The sequence below is a fragment of the Polaribacter litoreus genome (assembly GCF_054584775.1).
Genome location: NZ_JBTLRD010000003.1, coordinates 187,257 through 212,056, shown reverse-complemented (window position 1 = coordinate 212,056; position 24,800 = coordinate 187,257). Strand labels below are relative to the sequence as shown.

Annotated in this window: 25 protein-coding genes and 1 tRNA gene; 12 read left to right on the top strand and 14 right to left on the bottom strand. The window is 31.3% G+C overall.

Annotation, left to right across the window (positions count from 1 at the left end):
• Position 1: 1 nt before the first annotated feature.
• The 6 genes from ACW9UN_RS03490 to ACW9UN_RS03465 all read left to right on the top strand — a co-directional run bounded on the left by ACW9UN_RS03490 (position 2) and on the right by ACW9UN_RS03465 (position 5,833).
• Positions 2 to 2,188: an acylase gene (locus ACW9UN_RS03490; RefSeq protein ID WP_459483906.1), complete on the top strand. Its 2,187-nt coding sequence runs from the start codon at positions 2 to 4 to the stop codon at positions 2,186 to 2,188.
• A 38-nt stretch (positions 2,189 to 2,226) separates the two neighbouring features.
• Positions 2,227 to 4,095 (top strand): Xaa-Pro dipeptidyl-peptidase, encoded by a 1,869-nt coding sequence (locus ACW9UN_RS03485; protein ID WP_459483905.1) that lies wholly within the window; start codon positions 2,227 to 2,229, stop codon positions 4,093 to 4,095.
• Positions 4,096 to 4,107: 12 nt separating this feature from the next.
• Positions 4,108 to 4,533, top strand: a complete 426-nt coding sequence (locus ACW9UN_RS03480) for a DUF4174 domain-containing protein (protein WP_459483904.1) — start codon at positions 4,108 to 4,110, stop codon at positions 4,531 to 4,533.
• A gap of 37 nt (positions 4,534 to 4,570) precedes the next feature.
• Positions 4,571 to 4,735, top strand: coding sequence for a C1orf53 family protein (locus ACW9UN_RS03475; RefSeq protein WP_459483901.1), 165 nt, complete (start codon positions 4,571 to 4,573; stop codon positions 4,733 to 4,735).
• 52 nt (positions 4,736 to 4,787) lie between these two features.
• Positions 4,788 to 5,504 carry a DUF4197 domain-containing protein gene (locus ACW9UN_RS03470; RefSeq protein WP_459483899.1) on the top strand — a complete coding sequence of 239 codons (717 nt, stop codon included), beginning with the start codon at positions 4,788 to 4,790 and terminating at the stop codon, positions 5,502 to 5,504.
• A 140-nt stretch (positions 5,505 to 5,644) separates the two neighbouring features.
• Positions 5,645 to 5,833 carry a hypothetical protein gene (locus ACW9UN_RS03465; RefSeq protein ID WP_459483898.1) on the top strand — a complete coding sequence of 63 codons (189 nt, stop codon included), beginning with the start codon at positions 5,645 to 5,647 and terminating at the stop codon, positions 5,831 to 5,833.
• Between the two features lie 300 nt (positions 5,834 to 6,133).
• Here the strand turns inward: ACW9UN_RS03465 and pyrF are convergent, their stop codons facing one another.
• Positions 6,134 to 6,946 (bottom strand): orotidine-5'-phosphate decarboxylase, encoded by an 813-nt coding sequence (gene pyrF, locus ACW9UN_RS03460; RefSeq protein WP_459483896.1) that lies wholly within the window; start codon positions 6,944 to 6,946, stop codon positions 6,134 to 6,136.
• Between the two features lie 83 nt (positions 6,947 to 7,029).
• On the opposite strand from pyrF, the gene ACW9UN_RS03455 reads away from it, so the two are divergent.
• The 5 genes from ACW9UN_RS03455 (at position 7,030) to ACW9UN_RS03435 (ending at position 9,826) form a co-directional block, all read left to right on the top strand.
• On the top strand, positions 7,030 to 7,518 hold the full coding sequence (locus ACW9UN_RS03455; RefSeq protein WP_459483894.1) for a TlpA family protein disulfide reductase: 489 nt from the start codon (positions 7,030 to 7,032) through the stop codon (positions 7,516 to 7,518).
• 87 nt (positions 7,519 to 7,605) lie between these two features.
• A complete protein-coding gene (tpiA, locus tag ACW9UN_RS03450) occupies positions 7,606 to 8,364 on the top strand; it encodes a triose-phosphate isomerase (protein WP_459483892.1) in 759 nt (252 codons plus the stop codon).
• A gap of 63 nt (positions 8,365 to 8,427) precedes the next feature.
• On the top strand, positions 8,428 to 9,264 hold the full coding sequence (gene prmA, locus ACW9UN_RS03445; RefSeq protein WP_459484037.1) for a 50S ribosomal protein L11 methyltransferase: 837 nt from the start codon (positions 8,428 to 8,430) through the stop codon (positions 9,262 to 9,264).
• 10 nt (positions 9,265 to 9,274) lie between these two features.
• Positions 9,275 to 9,550, top strand: coding sequence for an ATP-dependent Clp protease adaptor ClpS (locus tag ACW9UN_RS03440; protein WP_439130436.1), 276 nt, complete (start codon positions 9,275 to 9,277; stop codon positions 9,548 to 9,550).
• A 3-nt stretch (positions 9,551 to 9,553) separates the two neighbouring features.
• Positions 9,554 to 9,826, top strand: a complete 273-nt coding sequence (locus tag ACW9UN_RS03435; RefSeq protein ID WP_459483889.1) for a hypothetical protein — start codon at positions 9,554 to 9,556, stop codon at positions 9,824 to 9,826.
• Between the two features lie 424 nt (positions 9,827 to 10,250).
• Here the strand turns inward: ACW9UN_RS03435 and ACW9UN_RS03430 are convergent, their stop codons facing one another.
• The 5 genes from ACW9UN_RS03430 to ACW9UN_RS03410 all read right to left on the bottom strand — a co-directional run bounded on the left by ACW9UN_RS03430 (position 10,251) and on the right by ACW9UN_RS03410 (position 13,124).
• Positions 10,251 to 10,817, bottom strand: a complete 567-nt coding sequence (locus ACW9UN_RS03430; protein WP_459483887.1) for a hypothetical protein — start codon at positions 10,815 to 10,817, stop codon at positions 10,251 to 10,253.
• 223 nt (positions 10,818 to 11,040) lie between these two features.
• Positions 11,041 to 11,619 (bottom strand): hypothetical protein, encoded by a 579-nt coding sequence (locus ACW9UN_RS03425; RefSeq protein WP_459483885.1) that lies wholly within the window; start codon positions 11,617 to 11,619, stop codon positions 11,041 to 11,043.
• A 477-nt stretch (positions 11,620 to 12,096) separates the two neighbouring features.
• Positions 12,097 to 12,170, bottom strand: a tRNA-Arg gene (locus ACW9UN_RS03420).
• A gap of 29 nt (positions 12,171 to 12,199) precedes the next feature.
• Positions 12,200 to 12,652 (bottom strand): GatB/YqeY domain-containing protein, encoded by a 453-nt coding sequence (locus ACW9UN_RS03415; RefSeq protein WP_459483883.1) that lies wholly within the window; start codon positions 12,650 to 12,652, stop codon positions 12,200 to 12,202.
• Between the two features lie 22 nt (positions 12,653 to 12,674).
• Entirely contained in the window at positions 12,675 to 13,124 is a 450-nt protein-coding gene (locus ACW9UN_RS03410) for a retropepsin-like aspartic protease (protein WP_459483881.1), read from the bottom strand.
• 158 nt (positions 13,125 to 13,282) lie between these two features.
• On the opposite strand from ACW9UN_RS03410, the gene ACW9UN_RS03405 reads away from it, so the two are divergent.
• A complete protein-coding gene (locus ACW9UN_RS03405) occupies positions 13,283 to 13,744 on the top strand; it encodes a Na(+)-translocating NADH-quinone reductase subunit F (RefSeq protein ID WP_459483879.1) in 462 nt (153 codons plus the stop codon).
• A 306-nt stretch (positions 13,745 to 14,050) separates the two neighbouring features.
• On the opposite strand, the gene ACW9UN_RS03400 is transcribed toward ACW9UN_RS03405, so the two are convergent.
• From ACW9UN_RS03400 to ACW9UN_RS03365, 8 genes are all read right to left on the bottom strand, one after another.
• Positions 14,051 to 14,239, bottom strand: a complete 189-nt coding sequence (locus tag ACW9UN_RS03400) for a hypothetical protein (RefSeq protein ID WP_459483877.1) — start codon at positions 14,237 to 14,239, stop codon at positions 14,051 to 14,053.
• 19 nt (positions 14,240 to 14,258) lie between these two features.
• The gene (locus tag ACW9UN_RS03395) at positions 14,259 to 18,161 is read right to left on the bottom strand and encodes a BspA family leucine-rich repeat surface protein (RefSeq protein WP_459483875.1); all 3,903 of its coding nucleotides are present in this window, start codon (positions 18,159 to 18,161) and stop codon (positions 14,259 to 14,261) included.
• A gap of 633 nt (positions 18,162 to 18,794) precedes the next feature.
• Positions 18,795 to 20,105, bottom strand: coding sequence for an NADH:ubiquinone reductase (Na(+)-transporting) subunit F (nqrF, locus tag ACW9UN_RS03390; protein ID WP_459483872.1), 1,311 nt, complete (start codon positions 20,103 to 20,105; stop codon positions 18,795 to 18,797).
• A 4-nt stretch (positions 20,106 to 20,109) separates the two neighbouring features.
• A complete protein-coding gene (gene nqrE, locus ACW9UN_RS03385; RefSeq protein WP_459483869.1) occupies positions 20,110 to 20,841 on the bottom strand; it encodes an NADH:ubiquinone reductase (Na(+)-transporting) subunit E in 732 nt (243 codons plus the stop codon).
• 5 nt (positions 20,842 to 20,846) lie between these two features.
• On the bottom strand, positions 20,847 to 21,494 hold the full coding sequence (locus ACW9UN_RS03380) for an NADH:ubiquinone reductase (Na(+)-transporting) subunit D (protein WP_459483868.1): 648 nt from the start codon (positions 21,492 to 21,494) through the stop codon (positions 20,847 to 20,849).
• A 3-nt stretch (positions 21,495 to 21,497) separates the two neighbouring features.
• A complete protein-coding gene (locus ACW9UN_RS03375) occupies positions 21,498 to 22,244 on the bottom strand; it encodes a Na(+)-translocating NADH-quinone reductase subunit C (RefSeq protein WP_459483866.1) in 747 nt (248 codons plus the stop codon).
• Between the two features lie 2 nt (positions 22,245 to 22,246).
• Complete coding sequence (locus tag ACW9UN_RS03370; protein WP_459483864.1) at positions 22,247 to 23,446, bottom strand: NADH:ubiquinone reductase (Na(+)-transporting) subunit B; 1,200 nt, start codon at positions 23,444 to 23,446, stop codon at positions 22,247 to 22,249.
• 4 nt (positions 23,447 to 23,450) lie between these two features.
• The gene (locus tag ACW9UN_RS03365; protein ID WP_459483862.1) at positions 23,451 to 24,800 is read right to left on the bottom strand and encodes a Na(+)-translocating NADH-quinone reductase subunit A; all 1,350 of its coding nucleotides are present in this window, start codon (positions 24,798 to 24,800) and stop codon (positions 23,451 to 23,453) included.

Sequence of the window (24,800 nt, the reverse complement as noted above, 5' to 3'; positions counted from 1 at the left end):
GATGAAAAAAATAATCATACTCTCATTACTAGTTCTATTAAGCTGTACTAAAAAAGTAGTTTTTACCGAACAAGAACGTTGGCAACAGCATGTCAAAAATACAGAAATTATTAGAGACGATTTTGGGGTGCCACATGTTTACGGAAAAACAGATGCAGATGCTGTATTCGGGTTGTTATACGCACAAGCTGAAGACGATTTTAATCGCATAGAACGCAATTATATTTGGGCAATAGGAAGATTGGCAGAGGTAGAAGGAGAAAAATATTTGTATAGCGATTTACGTGCTCGTTTGTACATGACTGAAAAAGAAGCCAAAGAAAATTTTGAAAACAGTCCTTCTTGGTTACAAAAGTTGTGTGTAGCTTTTGCTGATGGATTGAATTACTATTTGGCAGAAAATCCAGACGTAAAACCAAAATTAATAACCCATTTTGAGCCTTGGATGCCTATGTATTTTAGCGAAGGTTCTATAGGTGGTGATATCGAAAGAGTTTCTACAAAAAAAATTAAAGATTTTTACGATGGTGATAATAAAATGGCAGTGGTAAATGAAGGGTTAATTCGTTTAAAGGACAATGAGCCTAGAGGTTCTAACGGATTTGCAATTGCAGGTTCCAAAACAAAATCGGGTAATGCGATGCTATTGATCAATCCTCATACTTCGTTCTTTTTTAGAGGAGAAGTCCATATGGTAAGCGAAGAAGGTTTAAATGCTTATGGAGCTGTTACTTGGGGGCAGTTTTTTGTGTATCAAGGATTTAATAGAAAAACAGGTTGGATGCATACATCAACAGGTACTGATATTATTGACGAATTTGAAGAAACGGTTGTAAAAAATGGCTCAAAGACTTCATACAAATATGGAGAAGACATTAAACCAATGGACTCTATAAAAGTAAATTTAAAATATAAAACTGTAAACGGATTAAAAGAAAAATCTTTTATGACCTATAGAACGCATCGTGGGCCAATTACACATGCAAATGAAGATAAATGGGTAACAACTGCATTAATGTGGAGTCCAATAAAAGCTCTAGAGCAATCATTTACCAGAACAAAAAAATCAAATCATAAAGAGTTTTATGAAATGATGAATATAAGAACAAATTCTTCCAACAACACAGTATATGCTGATGCAGATGGAACTATTGCGTATTACCATGGAAATTTTATTCCAAAACGAAACCAAAGCTTTGACTATACCCAACCTGTAGATGGAAGTAACCCAAAAACCGATTGGCAAGGATTACATCCTTTAGAAGACAATATTTTAGTTCTAAACCCTCCAAATGGATGGATTCAAAATTGCAATTCCACACCGTTTACGAGTGCTTTAGAATATAGCCCTAAAAAAGAAGATTATCCAGCTTATATGCATTCCTTTCCAGAAAATTTTCGAGGAATTCACGCCATTCCATTACTAACAGAAGCAAAAAATTTGACCTTAGATTCATTAATCGATTTGGCTTACGATCCATATTTACCAGGTGCAGAGATGTTAATTACAGGCTTATTAGAAGCAGCAAAAGCCTCTAAAGTTAACAATAAAGAAGCCAGAGAAGCAATAGCACTTTTAAAAAATTGGGATTTTAAAGTTTCAGTAAGTTCAATAGAAATGACCTTAACGCAATTTTATTTAAGAGCATATTATCGATCTGGAAAAATACCAAGAATGGTTGGAAATAAAAGAATTTCTAGATTAGGTAGATTTGAGTATATGAGTAAAACTTCCAGTTATTTAGAAAGATTAGAGATTTTTCAACAAGCGTTAAACAACATAAAAGAAGATTTTGGGTCTTGGAAAACTCCTTGGGGAGAGTTTAATCGTTATCAAAGAAATGATGGTGAAATTCAACAAGATTTTAACGATGCGAAACCAAGTATTCCAGTTGGTATGGCTTCTAGTTCTTGGGGAGCATTGGCTTCATTTGGAACTCGATTTGGAAAGGATACAAAACGCCAATATGGAACTTCTGGTAACAGTTTTGTGGCTGTTGTAGAATTTGGCAATAAGGTAACCGCAAAAACATTATTAGCTGGAGGTCAAAGTGGAGATCCAAAATCTCCTCATTTTGCAGATCAAGCTCAAAGATACGCTGATAAGCAATTTAAAGATGTTGCTTATTATAGAGAAGATGTTTTAAAAAGAGTAAAATCTAGATATCACCCAGGAAACAAAAAATAAACTACATACTATTATTACAACTTAAATAAAGGTAACTTATGAAAATAAAAATTTTAATTTTTACATTCTTATTTATAGGATTAAAAATACATGCACAAGATCAAGCAGTTCCTGTTTTTAAAGATGGTGAAGCACAAATTGTAGCGGCTTTTAAAGATCAATCGAAATGGATTCGTCACGATTTATGGGTAGAAACTACTTTTGATACTGATGGTGATGGAAAAATGGACAGAATGCATGTAGATGTAACAAGACCAGCACAAACCGAAAACGGATTAAAATTACCTGTGGTTTATGAATCTAGTCCTTATTATGCTGGTACAGCAGGAAATGCACCTATTTTTTGGGATGTCAAACACGAACTCGGAGAGAAACCAAAGCAAAGAAATCATGCAGAAGTTAAAAGAAGAGGTAAGCGTCCTATAATTTCCAATTCTCAAATTAAAACCTGGGTACCTAGAGGTTATATTGTTGTACACTCTTCCTCACCAGGTACTGGTTTGTCTGATGGTGCCCCAACAGTGGGTGGAGATAATGAATCGTTAGCACCAAAAGCAGTTATAGATTGGTTAAATGGAAGAGCTAAAGGATATACATCTAGAACAGGAAACGAAGAAGTTAAAGCATTTTGGTCTACAGGAAAAGTAGGTATGACAGGTACTTCTTATAATGGAACCATTCCCTTAGCAGCTGCAACAACTGGAGTTGAAGGTTTGGAGGCTATTATTCCTGTTGCACCAAATACATCCTACTATCATTATTATAGATCCAATGGGTTGGTGCGTTCTCCTGGAGGATATTTAGGAGAAGATATTGATGTGCTATATGACTTTATACATAGTGGAGGTGAAGATTTAATACCAAATACAGGAATTTTTAAGGATAGTAATTCTAAGAAATTTATTCGAAAAAGAGACTATGCCAATGCTACTGTTCGAGATAAAGAAATGATAAATGGTATGGATAGAATTACTGGAGATTATAATGATTTTTGGGCAGGTAGAGATTATTTAAATGATATGAAACCTATGAAAGCCGCATTGCTGATGTCTCATGGTTTTAACGATTGGAATGTGATGCCAGAACACAGTTATCGTATTTATAAAAAAGCATCAGAAATGGGTTTACCAACTCAAATTTATTATCATCAAAATGGTCATGGAGGCCCACCACCAATGCAAATGATGAATCGTTGGTTTACCAAATATTTACACGGAATTGAAAACGGAGTTGAAAATGATCCAAAAGCTTGGATTGTTAGAGAAGATGATAAAAGGAGTGAACCAACAGCTTATGAAAATTATCCAAATCCGTTAGCAAAAGAGGTAACGCTATTTTTAAATGCAGGTGCACCAAAAATAGGAGGTTTATCTTTAAGTAGTACAAAATCAAAAGGAAAAGAAACCCTAGTAGATAATTACTCTTTTTCTTCAGAGGCATTAGCTCAAGCAGCCTACACCAATCATCGTTTGTTGTATGTTTCTCCAATTTTAAATGAAGATGTACACATTTCTGGAGTGCCCTCAATTACTATAAAAGCTGCTAGTTCTGCAGAAGCCGTAAATTTATCTGTGTATTTGGTTTCTTTACCATGGAGCAAGGGTAGAAGAACAAAAATAACTGATAATATCATTACTCGTGGTTGGGCAGACTTACAAAATTACAAATCATTAACAAAAAGTAAACCTTTGCAACCAGGTAAATTTTATGAAATGACTTTTGATTTGCAACCAGATGATCAAATCATAAAAAAAGGACAGCAAATTGGATTAATGATTTTTTCTTCTGATAATAATTACACCTTGTTACCTGAACCAGGAACTGAGTTAACTGTAGATTTAGAGAGTACAACAATCACAATCCCGATTGTTGGTGGCACAACAGCTTATAAGAAAGCCATTGATTAACACAATAAATTTATGCTTAAAACAACTTTATTTTGGTTTTGCTTTTATGCATTTGTAATACAATCTTACAGCCAAGATTTAACAAGAATGCAATGGAAAAATAGAGTATTATTGGTTTTTTCTGATGATAAAAGTGATGAAAAATTGCAACAACAAATCAAAAATTTATCAAAAGATAAAAAAGGTCTTGTAGAGAGAAAAATAAAAGTTTATCAGTTTGTAAAAAAGCAATATAAGATTGATTTTGATTCTGATTGGTCAGCATCAACAATAAAAACCAAGAAATTTAAAAAAGCATCAGAAAGTTTTAAAGTTGTTTTAATAGGTTTAGACAGTGGTGTTAAGTTAAAGCAAAATACTGTATTAAATACTAAAAAATTATTTACAGTTATTGATAGAATGCCTATGAGAAAAAGAGAAATCAGAAATAATAACTAATCTAGAATATCAGTTTTTAAAATATTACTTTTACGATATGTTTACACCAAGAATAGAATTAGAGCCAGACGATTTTTATATCAACAAACAAGGCTATAAAGTTTTTACAGAAAAATACCACCTTAAACGAGGGTATTGCTGCAAAAGCGGCTGTAAACACTGTGCTTATGGGTATGATAAAAAAACGGATAGTTTTAAATAGTGACTTTTTACCGATTTAAGTGTCGAAAAAAGTAGATAATAAATCAACAAAAATGATAAAAAGATTCTTAGTATTCGTTATTGCAGTTCAGTTTGTAAGTTGTGCAGAATTGCAAAAAATAGCAAGTCAATTGCCAAATGGGGCAGAAGGTGTATTGTCTCAAGAGCAAATAGGTAAAGGTTTGCGCCAAGCTTTAGACAATGGTATACAAAATCAAGTAACTAAATTAACCGCTAAAGACGGTTTTTATAGAAACGAAATGGTTAAAATATTGCTGCCAGAAGAATTACAAGCAGTAGATAAAGGTTTACGTAAAATAGGTTTAGGTAATTTAGCAGATGAAGGTATAAAAGTATTAAACAGAGCTGCTGAAGATGCTGTACAAACAGCAACACCAATTTTTATAAATGCTGTTAAAGAAATTACATTTAACGATGCTAAAAATATATTATTAGGCCAGCAAAATGCTGCAACAAGTTATTTACAAACCAAAACAAAAGATAAATTATACCAAAGTTTTAGTCCGGTAATTAACAACTCTTTTACAAAAGTAGGAGCAGATAAAATTTGGAGTAATTTAATTACAAAGTATAATGCAATACCGTTTACAAAAAATGTAAACCCAGATTTAACCGCTTACGTTACAGAACAGGCTTTAAAAGGGGTTTTTACAATGATTGAAGTTGAAGAAAAAGGAATTAGAGAAAAAGTAGGGCTAAGAAATACAGCTTTATTGCAAAAAGTTTTTGCCTTACAAGATAATAGGTAGTTGTAATTTTTTGATAATTTGATGAAATTAAAAATGGGTAATACATTGTTTATCATTTGTATATAGTTCATTTTTAAGAAAATTTTAAGAAAAGTGCTTTGTCAAAAAGTTTATATTTGATTTATAAATTCCTCCACCATATGTACTACAAAAAGCAATTATCTCAACTTAAAGAACATTTACACCAACAATATCATCGTCTTATTGAAGCATCCAATAGTTACCGATTTTTAGACGAAACCTTAAGTGATTTGGCTGCATTTAAAGCGATGAAGCTTTTACAAAAACTAAATAAATTACAATATTTAGATAAAGAGGCTACTGCATAAAAGGTCTTATTTTAATTTCGTTAAATAGTAAAGAGAAAATACAATATTTTTGTAATCCTATAAAAGGAGATGACTATTTTTTGTAATAAAAGTATGAAATCAAAAACACTTCTTATGTTTAACAATATTTAAACCCCTTATCATTGATTGGGGATCAATGAGGTCTAAGAAATTATTATAACTTTTTTATTTAATTAATAATTTCTTAGACTTTTTATCGAATATAGTTGAAAGAAAAGCGGTTTAAGCATATACATATTTCAAAGGCTTACACAAAATAGTAACTTAACGAAGTTGTATTTATCGTAACAAAACTTCCATTTGCAATTGCAGTTCTTTCGCTTTTTCAGCAGCAGCTAAAGCAAAATTTTCTGAGTTTGATGCATAAATTATTCCTCTAGAAGAATTAATTAATAAGCCAATATTTTCAGACAATCCATATTTACAAACATCTTGTAAACTACCACCTTGAGCACCAACTCCAGGTACTAGTAAAAAAGAATTTGGTACAATTTTTCTAACCTCTTTAAAATATTCTGCTTTTGTAGCTCCAACAACATACATCAAATTTTCTGAATTTTTCCAGTCTTTAGATGTTTCTAAAACTTGTTGATACAACTCTTTATCATCAACTTTTTTCGTCTGAAAGTCAAAAGCACCTTTGTTAGAAGTTAATGCCAACAGAATAGTATGTTTGTCTTTAAAAGCTAAAAAGGGTTCTACAGAATCTTTACCCATATAAGGAGCAACTGTAACAGAATCAAAAGCTAGATCTTCAAAAAAAGCTTTTGCGTACATTGTTGATGTGTTGCCAATATCACCACGTTTAGCATCTGCAATTGTAAAAATTTCGGGATGATTTTTGTTGATATAACTTATTGTTTTTGCAAGTGATTGCCAACCTTTTATGCCATAAGCTTCATAAAAAGCAGTATTCGGTTTATAGGCAACACATAAATGATGTGTAGCATCAATGATGGCTTTGTTAAATTCAAAAATAGGATCTTCTAAAGTTAATAAATGCTTAGGTATTTTAGTTAAATCAACATCTAAACCAATACATAAAAATGACTTTTTTAGATTTATTTGTGATACTAGTTGTGCTGTTGTCATTACTTTTGTTTAAAGTTTTACAAAAATACTATTTTAAATTTTTAAGATTTGTAAGAAGCAAACTTTTTAATGGACAAATTAATATGAAAAAAATCTTTATACTATTTGCTGTTTTATTGTTGTTTAGTTGCTCAGAAGATCAAAAACAATTTTCTGAAGAGGCCAACCTAGAAATGTTAGTGGGTTTAGATAAATCTAAAACTACCTTAAGAGAAGTTTTACATCAACATAAAGGAAAAAAAATTATGATTGATGTTTGGGCTTCTTGGTGTAAAGATTGTATTGTTGGTTTCCCAAAAGTAAAAGCTTTGCAAAAAGAATTTCCAGAGGTGGTGTTTTTATTTTTATCTGTTGATAGAAGTAATCCTTCTTGGAAAAAGGCAATAAAAAAATATAATTTAAAAGGCGAACATTATAATTTACCAAACGGTATGAATGATGGTGATTTTGTAGATTTTATTAACCTAAGTTGGATTCCGAGGTATATGATTGTTGATGAAAAAGGAGAGATAACGCTATTTAAAGCTACAAAAGCAACAGATAAAAACATCAGAAAAGCCTTACAAATGTAGTAAGTAAAACGTTTTAGTAACTATTTTTTTTTCTGAGTTTTATTTATGTAACATTTCTTAAATTTACAGGTAAATAAATTTATAATTATGAGACAAAAGATAGTAGCTGGAAATTGGAAAATGAACAATGATAAAGAAGAAACTAAAACTTTAATTGACGGTGTAAAAACTGAAATTGAAAATTTATCATTAGAAAATACAAGAGTTATTGTTGCACCTTCATTCGTAAATTTAGAATCGGCTGTAAATCTGGCAGAAGGTTCTAGTATCGAAGTTGTTGCACAAAATATGCATCAAGCAAAAAGTGGTGCTTATACAGGTGAGGTTTCAGCAGATATGTTAAAATCAATCAGTATAAAAACGGTTATTTTAGGACATTCAGAAAGAAGAACTTATTTTGGTGAAACAGATGAGTTACTTGCAGAAAAAGTAAATGCAGTTTTAGAAAATGATTTAGAAACTATTTTTTGTTTTGGTGAGTTGTTAGAAGATAGAAAATCTGACAATCATTTTAATGTTGTAGAAAGTCAGTTAAAAAATGCTTTATTTCATTTAGAAGCTAAAGATTGGGCAAGTATTGTTTTAGCATACGAGCCTGTTTGGGCAATTGGTACAGGAGAAACTGCAAGTGCAGAACAAGCACAAGAAATGCATGCATTTATTAGAAGTATTGTTGCTGAAAAATACAATGCAGAAGTAGCAGAAGCTGTTTCTATTTTATATGGTGGTAGTGTAAAACCTGCAAATGCAGAAGAAATTTTCTCTAAACCAGATGTAGATGGTGGTTTAATTGGTGGTGCAGCGTTAAAAGCAACAGATTTTTCTGCAATTATAAAAGCGATTTAAAAGAACTTAAATTTAAAACCAATAAATTTGCGTCAAGATTTAATTCTTGACGCTTTTTTTATGATGGATAATATTTATATAGAATACAATTTTACGATAACACCTAAAGAACCTGCAACAGAAATTTTAATTGCAGAATTAGGTAATGTGGGTTTTGAGAGCTTTGTAGAAAATGAAATTGGAGTTACTGCTTACATTCAAAAAGACGAATATTTTGACGGTATTTTAAACGATATTTTTGTTTTAAATTCAGATGAATTTCAGATAGATTATCAAAAGAAAGAAGTGGCACAAACCAACTGGAATGCAGAATGGGAAAAGAATTTTACACCTATACAAGTGGATGAACTAGTGAGTGTAAGAGCTCCTTTTCACGAGAATCCTAATCTTACATACGACATTGTAATTGAACCAAAAATGAGTTTTGGTACTGGGCATCACGAAACCACACATATGATGATTCAGCATTTATTACAATTAGATTTAGAAAATAAATCTGTTTTAGATATGGGATGTGGAACAGGTATTTTGGCCATTTTTGCGGCGATGAAAAAAGCGAATCCTATAGATGCCATAGATATTGATAATTGGTGTTTTGAAAATTCTTTAGAAAATGTAGAACGAAACAATTGTAAACACATTGCTGTTTTTAAGGGTGATGCATCTCTTTTAGGTGATAAAAAATATGATGTTATTATAGCCAATATCAACAGAAATATTTTGTTAAATGATATGGAAATTTACACAAAATGTTTGAATGAAAAAGGCACTTTATTATTAAGTGGTTTTTATAAAGAAGATATTCCTGTTATTGACAATGAGGTTGTTAAGTATAATTTAACACTAGAAAACCATATAGAAAGAAACAATTGGGTTGCATTGAAATATAATAAATTGTAATTTTGTTAATATGAGTACAAAAGAAAAAATACAAGAAGAAGTTGATGTTTTAGAGCAAGAAACTCACCAACACGAAATTGTGTTACATAACGATGATGTAAACACTTTTGATTTTGTAATAGAATCTTTAATAAGCGTTTGCGATCATACCTTAGAGCAAGCAGAACAATGTACTATTTTAGTGCATTATAAAGGAAAATGTACTGTAAAGTCTGGCGAATACAAAGATTTAGAACCAAGATGCTCTAAATTATTGCAATTAGGCTTATCTGCTGAACTGGTTTAACCCATGGAAAATATTTTAAAATACTACGAGTTTTCCGCTTTTTTTACTGATAGTTCAAACATATTTTCAGGTAACGAAATTGCCTATTCAGAATTAAACGATACGCATTTTTTAATTTTCGAAAAACATTTAGAAACATTTAATTTATATGTTTCTAAATATGCTCATAAAAATGAAATTGGTAACAAACCACCCATAATTTTAGAGTTATTGGTAGAAAACTACAATAAGAGTATTCCAGAACATAGGATGGCTATAAAACAGTATTTAAACTAGAGGCTGTCTAAAAAGTAGATTTATATGTTATTTTGACCGAAGTTATATAATACATATTCGATTATTAGCAAAAAAGTTTTTTATTACAGTAGAATAGAAATGTTGTAATACTTCTCAGAAACCCTATTTATTTTATAATATGACCATATTATATGCTGTTTTGATGATGTTAGAATAGTAACGAGAATTTCATATTGCTTTTAGGTTGATATCGATTTATTTTCTGAAAAACAGCAGATTGTCACTTAAAACATTACTGAGATAAAAAAATAAATTTTTATTAAAAGTAGCCTTCGAAGCAAATAGTTTTATTGAGAAATCTTAAATTTTAATTAAGATTTCTCTATTTCAGTTGAAATGACATTCGTTTCAAAGAATAAAATATATTGATAATCAGCGGTTTTTAAATGTAGCTCCTATTTCATTAATTGCTGTCTTCAATAAACTGCTTCACCATACCGTAAATAAGTGTATCCTTATTATTTTCTATTTGTCGCCATTTCACTACTTCCATAAAAGCTTTTTTTCCATCAACATTTATAAAACCGTCTTTTGAGTGCAGAATTTCTCCAGTAACTGCAACAGCCATATCTTTCTCATAATATTCTTGGGCATGTTTTTTATCAAATAAATCAAAATTATTTTTGCCAATATGTGCATAGGTATCATAAGAAAATAAATGACCGAATTTACTAGTATAAGAAGGGTTTACATACTGTGTAATAAAATGTTTTCCTCGTTTAACTTTTTGCCAAACAGGTAGAGGAAAACCTTCGTAATTTCTATTAAAAATCACCATATTTTCTTTTAAACCTTTACTTCTTTCTTGTAAAGTGGCATATTTAATTTTTACATTTTGATTTTCAGTTCTTAAAAAATAGGTAGAAATTGTTAAAAATAGTAGTGATGCATAGGTAACAATTTTATGTTTTTTTTCAAGATTAGACACCTTGTACAAAATGTTTCTTGAGTTTAAAGCTAACTTTTTCATAATAATTATAGTTTTATATTGTTGAAATAAAAATTATGAACAAAGTCGTTTTCTTTAGTGATAAAAGAATTACAACTGTTAGCTGAATATATACATAACGTATACAACATCAAAATTAAGGGTGCAGATACAACATGAGTTGTATTGCTCAAAGCAAGTGTTTTTTTTAGATCCATTGATTGGGGGATTTGGATTATTTAAAGTGATTTAATATTCTACATTATTAGTTTAATTTTATATTACTTTCAGGTAAGGTTTCTTTAACCATTCCATAAATTAAAGTATCTCTATTGTCTTTTATATCTCTCCATTTAAGTACTTTAAGTTGTATAATTTTACCTTCTTTATCAATTGATTTCTCTACACTTTCTATTTTCTTACCAATTATAGCAACAGCAATATCACTCTCATAGTGAGATTGTGCAATTTTTTCTGGATAATTGGCAAAGTTGTTTTTACCAATTAGAGAATATTTATTGTATTGAAACAAATGTCCAAATTTTGATACATATATGGGGTTTACATATTGCATGATAAACTGGTCTCCTCTTTTAACTTTCTGCCAAATTGCAAGTGGAAAACCTTCATAATTTCTATTAAAAATTACCATATTCTGTTTTAAGTTTTCATTTCTTTCTTGCAACATGGCAAAATCTATTTTTATATTCTGGTTTTCTGTTCTTAAGAAATAAGTAGATATGGTTAAAAAAAGTAAAGAAACATACGTAATTATTTTATGTCTTTTCTCTAAATTAGAAACCGTAAACAGTATTTTTTTAGAATTAAACGCTAATCTTCTCATAATATTCATATTTAGGGGTAAATAAAAAACAAAGATTGTAAGTTATCTTACTTTTGTAAAAAATACCATCAAATAAGCAGTGAAAGTTATTCTTATTCCATATGGCATGTGTCCAAATTGAACACCTCTTTAAATATGCGAATATGTACCAAAGACAACTACATTTAAAGAAGGAGAAATAAACAGGGTAAGATTTTTGTGATGTTGTTTTTGTTTTGCAAATAATGTTAAAACAAAATTTAACACATGCAAACAAAAATTTAATAAAATTAGTTTTTATGATATCCATGATTGGGGGAATTTTGGATTATTAAATAACTAATTATCTATAGTAAAACAGATAAGTACAAAACAAATATATGAATTAAAGCTTTTTTTAGCAACAAAAATTTTTGTTATTAATGTTAATTTTTTTTATTTTAAAGTTTATGTTTAAAAAATAAAAAAACTTACCCATCATTTTGAGTAAGCTTTTTGTGACTCCAGCAGGATTCAAACCTGCAACCCTCAGAGCCGAAATCTGATATTCTATTCAGTTGAACTATGGAGCCTTTTGTATATTATATGGTATTAAAAAAAATTAATTCAATAAGTTCTTTTTTACTAAAGTTGATATGATTTTACCATCAGCCTGTCCAGCCAATTCTTTAGATACAATACCCATAACTTTTCCCATATCTTTCATGCCAGATGCACCTATTTTTTGAATGGTATCTTTAACAACTTCCTCAATTTTTTCTTCGGATAAAGCCTCTGGTAAAAATTGTTCCAATACTTTTATTTCAGCTAATTCAGGATCAGCCAAATCTTGTCTACCTTGTTGTATAAAAACAGCGGCACTATCTTTTCTTTGTTTTACCTGTTTTTGAATAATTTTCATCTCTTGTTCTGCTGTTAAGCCTTCTTGAGCTCCAGTTTCGGTTTTTGCCAATAAAAATGCAGATTTTACAGCTCTTAATGCTTGTAAAGCAACTGTATCTTTTGCCTTCATGGCTTCTTTCATTTTAACCATTATTTCTTTTTGCAAACTCATGTGCTATTCTCTTTTTAATTAATTATTTCTTTGTTTTTTTTAAGTACAATACGTTTTTATTATAATCTATAAACGCTTTTCCTTTTTGTAAAATATCAGCACCAATAATACCATGAACTTCCTTGGCATTATGTTGTACTAAGGCTGTGTTTACATGAGACAAATTAAATAAAACTAAATGACACTCTTTAGTTTTCCAATTACCAATTTTAAGTAAATTGTTTTCAGATTGTTGAGTATCCATATCTGTTGCTCCTGCTCCAGCTGCTTTGGTTTCACTTTCTTGAGCATCTAATTTAAAATATTCAATTAAATTAGAACTTACACAAGAGTTAGAGGCGCCTGTATCCAAAATAAAACGACCTTTTACGCCATTAATTTTACCTTTTAGCTCTAAGTGGTTAGTAGCAATTTTTTTAAGTTTTATAGTAACGTATTTATTCTTCTTAAGTATTTTACGAATTCTTTTCATTTAGTAGAAATCTAAAAACCAAAAATACGATATAATAAGATGATATAAAACCATGCTTCATCTTATTTGTTTTAATTCTAAAAAACTGTTATTATTTTTTTCATTTGATGTAATCATTATAATTTACTATTTTTAGATGTATTTTAAATGAATTGATGATGAAAACTACAAAAAGATTAGAAAATGCTCTTATTAAGTTATACAACGCTTATCATAATAATAGATTAAATCCTGAAGATTGTACAGCATGTGCAGTGGGTAATATATTAGACAATTATGATAGTTGGAAACATTTGTCAGATAAACATGGTTCTTTAGAATTGAGTTATGTGGGTAGAGTTCATCAAAATTTGGGTAGAAAATTTAACGGTTACACCCCACAAGAATTATTGCATATAGAAAAAGTGTTTTTAGACGCCTGCGGATTTAAAACTCCTCTTTGTCATTATAACCAAAAACCTATTAATCCAACTTCAAAAGATGTGTTATTTAATGGTTTGTCTGCTGTTGTTGATATTTTATGTCAATTAGATAATATTGATAATGTTATGGATTTTTCAAAACTTTTTGAACAAGAGAATGGAACTCCCGTTTATCATATTGAAACTTTTTTAGCCTAATAATTATTTAAATAAGTTTTATTCAAATAAAAAACCGATTCAAAATATTGAATCGGTTTTTGTTTTTTATGGTTTGATGAAATTCTGAAACAAGTTCAGAATGACGTTTTGCTATCCTCCAAAGTCATCAAAACGTATGTTTTCATCTGGAATTCCAAAATCTTCTCCCATTTTCTGAACGGCTTTGTTACGTTTAACTTTTTATGTTTTAATATTAGTGATTTTAATAAAATTTTTTTACCGTACTTATTAAATTCTCTTTGTTTGATTTAAATATTTCTATATTGATAAATCTTTAGATTTTTTTTAAAAACCTGCACCTCCACTACCAGGTCTAATAGGATTAGCTGAGGATGCCTGAGCTGTTTTTGGGTTTAGAATCATATAAGTACCCAATGCTGTTAAGGCAGCATACTTACTATAGTTTCCTATTTTATGCATGGCTTCTTTTCTAGTGATTGTATCTTGCGTTTTTTGGTTTGTCTTATTTTTCATTTTATTTGATGTTTGAAGGTTATAGTATAAATACTTTTTTGTTGATACTACCTGCATTAGCATTAATGTTAATAATGTAAGCACCTTTGGATAAATTTGGCAAGGGTACAGTATCAGACAACCTACTTTCTATAGTTGTTTTAAATACTTCTTTACCTAGTATATCATATACACGTATTTTAGTATTTCCATTTGGTATACCATTAATTTGTAGCGCATGGTTATCTATTAAATATGCATTGATATTTTCATTGGTAAACGTATCTGTAGCTAAAACACTCGTTTTAGTGTGCAAGTAAAAACGTCCAAACCCATCAATAGGAGTATTTAATGTAACTTGATGCGAGGTATTTGCACTTAAATCGATAAAGTTGTTAGTGGTTTTATCTTCTAAAAATACGTTATAGCCATCAGGTAAGTTTTGTGAATTGATGGCAAAATCAATAGTTCCTGCAGGAGCAGTTAGACCAACAGGAATAACCGTTTCTTTATAATTGCTGTTTGGCAAAGACTGTATGCTTAATTTTTCTCCATTACTATCAGTTACTAATGCAGTATATACAGCCAAATCATCTGTAGCTCCACCAAAAATGTTACTATCATAGCCATTATCAAAGTCAGTAGTGGTGCCATATATATAATAGATATTGGCATCTCTATTGTTTTTACCATTGCTAATTTGGATATTAATTTCTGGTCTTGCACTTTTTTGGAAGGTTTCAGTTTGATGCGATTGCATGGCTTCTGTAATAGTAAATGTATTAGCATCACCTCCAGCTTTTACAAAGAAGCCTTGAGTAGGAGCAATATAAAAATTAGAGGCGAAATTATACGTGTCATAGGTATCTCTACTTTGGTTCCATACCCAAATTGTAGCTTCCGTTAATAAATCATTTGTACCTCCAACATTGGCATTTAATAGATCATTGGCAGAAATAAAGGAAGGATAGGGGTTACCGACCAAATTAAAAGCACTACCAGTACTCGCAGAATAATCTAATATGCTTAAAGTAGTATAATCTTCAGTAGGCATTGTACCTGTGTATTGCACGTTACCAGCAGCATTTAATTTAATAATATGCCCAACACCTGTTAGAAAATTAGAGTTAATTGGTGTACCATTTTGGTAATAGCTCCAAGCATTAAGCATAGGATTAAAAGTTCCTAAAGCCACATTATTGCCTTGCCCTGTGGCTAGGTTAGAAGCTGTTACATAGGCATCTATATCTTGCCCAATTACAGGTGAAGCTAAGGCGAACCAATTGGTAGTTGTTAGGCTTCTAACATAAGAGATATTTCCAGTAGCTGCACCATTTACAATTAACGAACCTCCAGAAGTAATGGTTAATGCCTCTCCATTATTGGTTACATCTCTATTTACGGTTAAGCTACCACCTGCAATGGTAAGAGAAGCACCAACATCTATAGTAATAATATTTGCCAAAGCACCAGTAGTAGCGCTAATTACAGGTTTATTGGTTACGTTTGGAATGATTACTTTATCTAATGTTAATGGCACTGCAGCAGGACTCCAGTTACTTGCAGTAGCCCAGTCTCTGTTGGTAGCACCTGTCCATGTCGTTGCAGGACAAGAGCCCCAAACAGGTTTATTACTTGTTATTAAAAAAGAACCATTTGAAAAGAAACCTGGTTCAGTTGTAATGTTGCTAACGCACCATTTGCTTAGGTTTTGGTTAAAGTTTTCGGTGTTAGTAAACATTCCATACATATTAGTTACGTTAGCCACATTCCAACTCCCAATATCTTGGTTAAAGTTTTCGACGTTAGTAAACATTCTCTTCATATTAGTTACATTAGATACATCCCAACTTCCAATATCTTGGTTAAAGTTAGTAGCGTAATAAAACATAAATGACATATTAGTTACGTTAACTACATTCCAACTCCCAATATCTTGGTTAAAGTTAGTAGCGTAATAAAACATACTTCCCATATTAGTTACATTAAATACATCCCAACTTCCAATATTTTGGTTAAAGTTGGTGGCCTCATTAAACATATATTTCATATCAGTTACGTTAGCCACATCCCAACTCCCAATATCTTGGTTAAAGTTATTGGCATAAGCAAACATAAATGTCATATTAGTTACATCAGATACATCCCAACTCCCAATATCTTGGTTAAATTTAGTAGCCGAATGAAACATATTTGCCATATTCGTTACATTAGATACATCCCAACTTCCAATATCTTGGTTAAATTTAGTAGCCGAATGAAACATATTTGCCATATTAGTTACATTAGATACATCCCAACTTCCAATATCTTGATTAAAGTTTTCAACACCAGCAAACATAACTGCCATATTAGTTACATTAGATACATCCCAACTCCCAATATTTTGGTTAAAGTTTTCAGCCCCATTAAACATATTTGACATATTCCTTACGTTAGATACATCCCAACCTGAAATATCGTCATTAAAACTAGTTTCATCGAAAAATAAGTTTCTCATATCAGTTACATTAGATACATCCCAGTCTTTTATGTGTCCATACGTGGTTGTTGCTGTTGTGGGGTTAGCTATCCAAGCATTTACTGCTGTATGTATGTTGGCATTTGTAATTGGGGTTACTACTACACAAGTACCCCAAATAGGTTTGTTACTTGTTGTTAAAGGAGTATTATCTGAAAAGAAATCTGGTTCAGTAGTAATGTTGCTAACGCACCACTTGCTTAGGTTTTGGTTAAAGTTTTCAGCATCAAAAAACATAGCATACATATTAGTTACGTTAGCTACATCCCAGCTCCCAATATCTTGGTTAAAGTTATTGGCATAAGCAAACATTAATCTCATATCAGTTACATTAGATACATCCCAACCACCAATATTTTGATTAAAGTTAGTAGCGTAATAAAACATACCATACATATCAGTTACGTTGGCTACATCCCAACTCCCAACATCTTGGTTAAAGTTAGTAGTATTACCAAACATAATACGCATATTAGTTACGTTAGCTACATTCCAACTCCCAATATCTTGGTCAAAATTAGTAGCCGAACGAAACATTTCTGACATATCAGTTACGTTAGCCACATCCCAACTGTCAATATCTTGGTTAAAGCTAGTGGCTCCAAAAAACATAGAACTCATATCAGTTACGTTAGCCACATTCCAACCTCCAATATCTTGGTTAAAGTTTACAGCATCACGAAACATAGCATTCATATTCGTTACGTTAGCCACATCCCAACTCCCAATATCTTGGTCAAAATTAGTGGCTAAAATAAACATACCATTCATATCATCTACGTTAGCCACATCCCAACTGCCAATATCTTGGTTAAAATTAGTGGCAGCAGCAAACATACCTGCCATGTTAGTTACGTTAGATACATCCCAACTCCCAATATCTTGGTTAAAGTTAGTAGCTCTAAAAAACATTAAAGATATATATGTTACATTAGCTACATCCCAACCTGAAATATCTTGGTTAAAGTTTTCAGCCCCAAAAAACATTCTCGTCATATTAGTTACGTTAGATACATCCCAACTCCCAATATCTTGGTTAAAGTTTTCGGCACCATGAAACATACTATACATATTAGTTACGTTAGATACATCCCAACTTGAAATATCTTGGTTAAAGTTAGTGGCATAATCAAACATATTTGACATATTAGTTACGTTAGATACATTCCAACTTCCAATATCTTCATTAAAATTATCGTATTCAGCAAATAATGCTGACATATTAGTTACCTTAGACACATCCCAGTCTTTGATGTGCCCATAAGTAGCTTCTGCATCTGTTGAATTTGCCACCCAAGCATTTACAGCAGCATGAATATTTTCCTGTGTAATTGGAGTTGTAGCTACATTTGCTGCTTTTATATTTTGATAATTATAGAGCAACACAAATAAGCCTACTAAAAAGGTAGTTGTTTTTTTCATTTTATTTTTTTATTAGTTATAAAATTATTAAAGTGTTGTAGATTTTCAAAAAAAACATAAAAAAAACCTTGATTTTCTTACAAAAAAAAAAAGGTTTTTCCTGTTAATTTTGTTTTTTTATACCGCAAATAAAATTAATGAATAGAGTAAATATTTAGTTTAATAAATTCTAATAAAAATGTAAATAAATTTACTAAAACCTTTTTAAATGATTTGTTTATAGGATTTTAGAGTTTTGAATTTTTTAATTGAAATGTCATTTTTAATACTTCTGAAATCAACATTAGTTTTAATTGAAAGTATCTTTCAAAGCATGCAGCGTCGTTGAGAAATCTAAAATTTAGACCAAGATTTCTCCATTTCAGTCGAAATGACATTCGTTTCAAATAATAAAACGTAACGAACAAATAAACTGTAGTTTTTAAGTGGTACTCATGTTAATAATGTATTGCACTGTAAGTTGGCTTTAGTACCAATTTTAATCCCTAAAATCTGAAGCTTATTAATCTTTAAGAATTACTTTTGCTAAGTTTTAGAAGAATGATACATTAAAAAAACCGATTCAAAATGTTGAATCGGTTTTTGTTTTTATTGTTTGATGAGATTCTGAAACAAGTTCAGAATGACGCTTTGCTATCCTCCAAAATCGTCAAAACGTATGTTTTCATCTGGAATTCCAAAATCTTCTCCCATTTTTTGAACGGCTTTGTTCATTAATGGTGGTCCACAGAAATACAATTCGATATCTTCTGGAGCATCATGATGATTTAAATAGTTTTCGATTACACAATTGTGAATGAAACCTACAAATCCATCACCTTCTTTATCATTAATATCTTTTTTAACTTTCCAATTATCCTCTTCCATTGGCTCAGATAAGGCTAAATAAAACTTAAAGTTAGGAAAGTCTTTTTCTAATTTATAAAAGTGATCTAGATAAAACAATTCTCTTTTAGAACGACCTCCATACCAGTAAGTTACTTTCCTTCCTGTTTTTAATGTTCTGAATAAATGATATAAGTGAGATCGCATTGGAGCCATACCAGCACCACCACCTACATACAGCATTTCTGCATCTGATTCGTTGATGAAGAATTCTCCATAAGGTCCTGAAATTACACATTTATCGCCCTTCTTTAAATTAAAGATATAAGAGGAAGCTACACCAGGATTTACATCCATCCAGCCGTTTTTAGCTCTATCCCATGGTGGAGTAGCAATACGAACGTTAAGCATAATTTCTCTGCCTTCTGCTGGATAAGAAGCCATAGAATACGCACGCTCTACTAATTCGTCATTCTTCATTACTAATGGCCATAGTCCAAATTTATCCCATTCAGCTTGAAACTTGTCTGGTGTATCATGTTCTTCAGGATGTGCTGTAATGTCTATGTCTTTATAGTTTACGGTACAAGGAGGAATTTCAATTTGAATATATCCACCTGCTTTGTACCCCATATCTTCAGGAATTTCCACTACAAATTCTTTAATGAAGGACGCTACATTGTAATTTCTTACCACAACTGCATCCCATTTTTTAATTCCGAATACTTCTTCAGGAATTGTAATGTTCATGTCTTGTTTAACTTTGACTTGACAAGCCAAACGTGCACCTGCTTTTAATTCTTTTTTTGTAAAGTGCGGTACTTCTGTAGGTAATGCTTCACCACCGCCTTCAAGTACATGACACTCACATTGAATACAAGATCCACCACCACCACAAGCTGATGGTAAAAAGATTTTTTCATTTCCTAAAGTAGTTAAAAGTGTACTTCCAGAACCCACTTCTATTTCTTTTTCTCCATTAATGGTAATTTTAACTGGACCAGAAGGAGATAGTTTTTGTTTTACGAATAATAGTAATGTAACTAGTATCAGCGTAATTAATAAAAAAGCTGCTACTGTTGCAATTACTGTACCTGTTGTACCTGCTGCTAATATCATCTGCCTAATTATTTAAGTTTGTATTTTCTGCTACAACTTTAGCATCTTTTTCTTCATCTAACTCTTTGTTTTCTTCAATTTTAGCTTCTGTTGCAGGTGCTTCTTCTTTTTCTTCATCACCACCTGTTAACATTCCACCAAAACTCATAAAACCGATAGCCATTAAACCTGTAATGATAAAAGTAATTCCTAAACCTCTTAGTGCTGGAGGTACTGCAGAATATCTAATTTTTTCACGAATAGCAGCTATGGCTAAAATTGCTAAAAACCATCCAATACCTGAACCCACTCCATATGTTACTGCTAATCCAAAAGTTGGAATTTCACGAGATTGCATGAATAAACTTCCTCCTAAAATGGCACAGTTTACCGCAATTAATGGTAAGAAAATACCCAATGAGTTGTATAAGGAAGGAGAAAATTTTTCTACTATAATTTCAACCAATTGTACCATGGTTGCAATTGTTGCTATAAACATGATAAATGACAAAAAGCTTAGATCATAGCTTGCATATTCTTCACCTAACCAAGATAAAGCGCCTTCTTGTAAAATATATTGATCTAACAACCAGTTTAAAGGAACTGTTACTGTTAATACGAAGATTACAGCTGCACCCATACCTACAGATGTAGAAACTTTTTTAGATATTGCAAGGTAAGAACACATTCCTAAGAAAGTGGCAAATACCATGTTATCAATAAAAATCGATTTAAAAAATAATTCAATGTGCTCCATAATTTCTATGCTTCTTCGATTAATGCTTTATTTTTAGATCTCTGAACCCAAATAATGATTCCCACCACTATTAATGCCATTGGCGATAATAACATAAACCCGTTATTTTCATATCCAATTGCGTATAAACCTGTTTTTTCAATAGGATCTCCTAAAACTTTAAAACCTAATAAAGTACCAGAACCTAATAACTCTCTAAAAAAACCTACAATGACTAAAATTAATCCATAGCCTAAAGCATTTCCAATTCCGTCTAAGAAAGATTTCCAAGGTCCATTCCCTAAGGCAAAAGCTTCAAAACGTCCCATAATGATACAGTTGGTTATTATCAATCCAACAAAAACAGATAAGGTTTTACTTAACTCGTAAGCAAAAGCTTTTAAAACTAAGTCTACAATAATTACTAAAGTTGCTACAACAATAAGTTGTACGATAATTCTAATTTTTGACGGAATGATGTTTCTCATTAAAGAAATTACTACATTACCTAAGCCTAACACAAACATTACAGAAAGTGCCATTACTATGGATGCTTTTAATTCTGCAGTAATTGCTAAAGCTGAACAAATACCTAATACTTGAATTGTAATTGGATTATTGTCAAATAAAGGGTCTTTAATTAAACCTGCATCTTTTTTTGATAAGATTCCCATAAATTATTTTTTTAATGATTTAAAGTAAGGTACATATAATGATAAATCAGACTTAATCATTGCAGATACACCATCGCCAGTAATTGTTGCACCAGCAATTGCATCTACTTCGTAGTCTGTTTTATCTTCGTTTTTTGGGTCGTTGTTACCTTTGGCTACTGTAATACCCTTAAAAGCTCCGTTTTCAGTTAATAGATGTTCTCCGTAAAAGTCATCCATAAAATAACGCTGCTTTATGTTGGCTCCTAACCCAGGAGTTTCTCCTTTATGATCAAAATAAGCACCTTGTACAACCATATTTTCATCCATAGAAATATATCCCCAAATGGCATCCCATAATCCTTTGCCGTAAATAGGTGCTACATAATATGTTTTGCCATTTTTTTGACCAACAAATAAAGGTAATTTTCTAGTTTTACCTGATTTTGCTTTGGCTTTTTCTTTCTTAATATCAATTAAATAAGCATCATCACTTTCAGAAATATTATTACCTTCTATAACTATTTGTTTTGTGATGTATTTTTTAAATTCGTCGCCAGCAACATCAGTAGATACAAAATTTGCGCTAGATTCGTCATTTTCATTTACACCCATAGCATATAAAATGTTTTGTTGCTTTTCTATTCTTTGATTTTCTTTAATATTTGGTTTTAAAGATGAGGCCATAAAAGCCAACAAAGAACCAACGATTAACACCATTACTACAGCGAAAATCATTGTATAACCATTACCATCTGTTTTCTTACTCATAACTAAGCAGTTTTAAGTTTAGCGCGTTTCATTCTTTTTTTAACATTTCCTTGAACAACATAATGATCAATTGTAGGAGCAAATACATTCATCAATAGAATTGCTAAAAATACTCCTTCTGGATAAGCAGGATTAAACACACGAATCATAATAGAAATAAAACCTATTAAGAAACCGTAAATCCATTTTCCTTTATTTGTTTGCGATGCAGTTACTGGATCTGTTGCCATATAAACAGCACCAAATGCCAAACCACCAATAATTAGATGTTCCCAAAATGGAGCACTCATTAATCCGTAGAATTTACTACTGTCTGATATAACACCTGAACTTGCTACCCAATTAAAAATTAAACCCATTGCTGCAGCTCCAATAAAAGTAGAAACGATTATTCTCCAGCTTCCAATTTTAGTAAAAATTAAAAATGCAGCACCTAGTAAAATTAATAAGGTAGATGTTTCACCCACTGACCCAGGAATAAAGCCCATGAATTTATCCCAAGTAGAATAAATAACTTCTTGGTTTTGTGCATAACTACCTAAAATTGTTTCACCAGAAATTGCATCAGCAGTTCCAGCTCTGTTTACTGCATCATGTACCCATACTTTATCTCCAGACATCCAAGTTGGATATGCAAAAAATAAGAAAGCCCTAATGGTTAGTGCAGGGTTTAAAATATTCATTCCTGTACCTCCAAATACTTCTTTACCAATAATAACTCCGAAGATAACAGCAACTGATAACATCCAAAGTGGAGTATCTACAGGAACAATTAACGGAACCAACATTCCAGTAACCAGATACCCTTCTTCTACTTCGTGCCCTTTGATTACTGCAAAAACAAATTCTACAGCTAAACCAACTCCATAAGATATAATTACTAGTGGTAACACTTTAATGATACCAATCCATAAATTATCCCAAGTAAAAAAGTTTGCTAAAACGTCTGTTCTTAAACTTGGGTCTATTGCAGCATAATGTTGATAACCGGCATTAAACATTCCGAAAATTAGTACAGGAATTAAAGACATAATTACTGTATTCATTGTACGCTTTAAATCGTCTGCTGCTTTAATATGAGTTCCTCCATGAGTAACTTCATTTGGTAAGTATAAAAAGGTATGAATTGCGTTAAACGCAGGTGCCATTTTTGTGCCTTTATACTTTTCTTTTAAATTGTGTAAGTTTTGTTTTAAGCTCATAATCTTATCCTAATTCTTCTCTCATTAAATCTAAACCTTCACGAATAATTTTTTGATGTGGTTGTTTAGATACACAAATAAATTCTGTTAGTGCAAAATCTTCTGGTGCTACTTCGTAACCACCTAAAGCTTCCATTTCATCTAAATCTTTATACATAAATGCCTTTAATAATTGCATTGGATAAATATCTAAAGGAAAAACATCTTCATAAGAACCAGTAACTACGAATGCTCTATGTTCACCATTTGTATTGGTGTTTAGATCGTATTTTTTCTTTGGGTTTAACCAAGAAAAGGTTAAAGCTCTAGAAGTTGAAATTTTATTGAAAACGGGCTTGTTCCATCCAAAGAATTCGTAATCATCGCCTTCTGGAATTGCAGTAATTTGGTTGTCGTAATATCCTAAAAAACCATCTTCTTTTACTTGAGTTCCAGACAATACATTACCACTTATAATTCTTGTATTATCATTATTCAAATTCCCTTTAGTAAGCTCAGCAATATTTGCACCAGCAATAGCAGTAATATATTGTGGGGTATTGAATTGAGATCCTGTTAAAGCCACTGTTCTTTCTGCATTAAATTTACCAGTTAATAATAACTCACCAATGATAACTAAATCTTGTGGAGTTACAATCCAAACTACTTCGCCTTTGTTAATAGGATCGATGTTAGCAATTTGAGTACCAACATTTCCAGAAGGATGTGGTCCAGAAACTTTGTGAATTTCTATACCAGTTAAATTGGCTAAAGGTGAATTACTATTAGCACCTACAGAAACATGAACTCTACCTTCTGTTAATTTAGAAACAGCAGTAATTGCAGCTTGCAATTCAGCTTCTTTACCAGCCAAAGTGTAATCTAAATCTGCAGCTAAAGGTGCACTTGCATACGCAGATACAAAAATGGCCTTAGGCGTTTGACTCGGGTTCGCCACAACATCGAAAGGACGTTGTTTAATAAATGGCCAGCATCCTGAAGTGAATAAGTGATTTTTCACCTCATCAGCAGTCATTTTTGCAGCATCTTTTTTACCAAAATCAGCATAGGTTTGTTTTGAATCAGCAGTAATTTTTATTGCTAATATTTTTCTTCTTGCTCCACGTACTACCTCAGTAACTTTACCAGCAACAGGACTAGGAAATAAAATGCGTTCGTCACTTTTTGAATAAAAAAGTGTTTCTCCTGCTTTTACCTCTGTACCTTCTTTGGCTACAAGTTTTGGTGTAATTCCGTGAAAGTCTTCTGGTTTAATTGCATAAACACTACTCAAAGAACTGTTTGTAGTTGTTTTTTCTGCAGTACCAACAAGCTTAATATCTAAGCCTTTTTTAATACGAATGTCTTTTGACAT